Source organism: Bartonella sp. MU70NMGDW (genome assembly GCF_042194085.1).
Taxonomy (GTDB): Bacteria; Pseudomonadota; Alphaproteobacteria; order Rhizobiales; family Rhizobiaceae; genus Bartonella; species Bartonella grahamii.
Genome location: NZ_JBHIMK010000556.1, coordinates 1 through 607, shown reverse-complemented (window position 1 = coordinate 607; position 607 = coordinate 1). Strand labels below are relative to the sequence as shown.

The following is a 607-nucleotide window of genomic DNA, read 5'->3' as shown; positions in this document are numbered from 1 at the left end:
CCTGAGATGCCTTTGAGCACGCCGGAGGATACTCCTAAGGTTGCGCCTGAGATGCCTTTGAGCACGCCGGAGGATACTCCTAAGGTTGCGCCTGAGATGCCTTTGAGCACGCCGGAGGATACTCCCAAGGTTGCACCTGAGATGCCTTTGGAGGCACCACCGGAGGATACTCCCAAGGTTGCACCTGAGATGCCTTTGAGCACACCGGAGGATACTCCCAAGGTTGCACCTGAGATGCCTTTGAGCACATCGGAGGATACTCCCAAGGTTGCACCTGAGATGCCTTTGAGCGCGCCGGAGGATACCTCTAAGGTTGCACCTGAGATGCCTTTGAAGGCTCCGGAAGATGCGCTCAAGCCTGCGCACAAAAATGAAGAGATGATATCGCCAAAAGAATTGGCTCCAATGGTACAGAAGGTACCAGCAGAGCAGATTGTTCATCAAGCACCCAAAATTACACTTCCAGAAAAAATTTTTCTTCCACAGTTTAAACCAAAATTTGACGAAGAATTCCCAAGGAAGAAAGGGGCTGCATTGAATCAAAAGACGCCAAAGCTTAACAAGAAAAACCAAGAGAAACAGACCATTGAAGATATTTTAGCACTGG

General features: G+C 49.6%; 1 pseudogene. It reads left to right on the top strand.

Going from position 1 to position 607, the window contains the following annotated elements:
- Positions 1-607 (top strand): annotated as a pseudogene (locus ACFIKE_RS12125) (cell envelope biogenesis protein TolA); the annotation flags it as partial.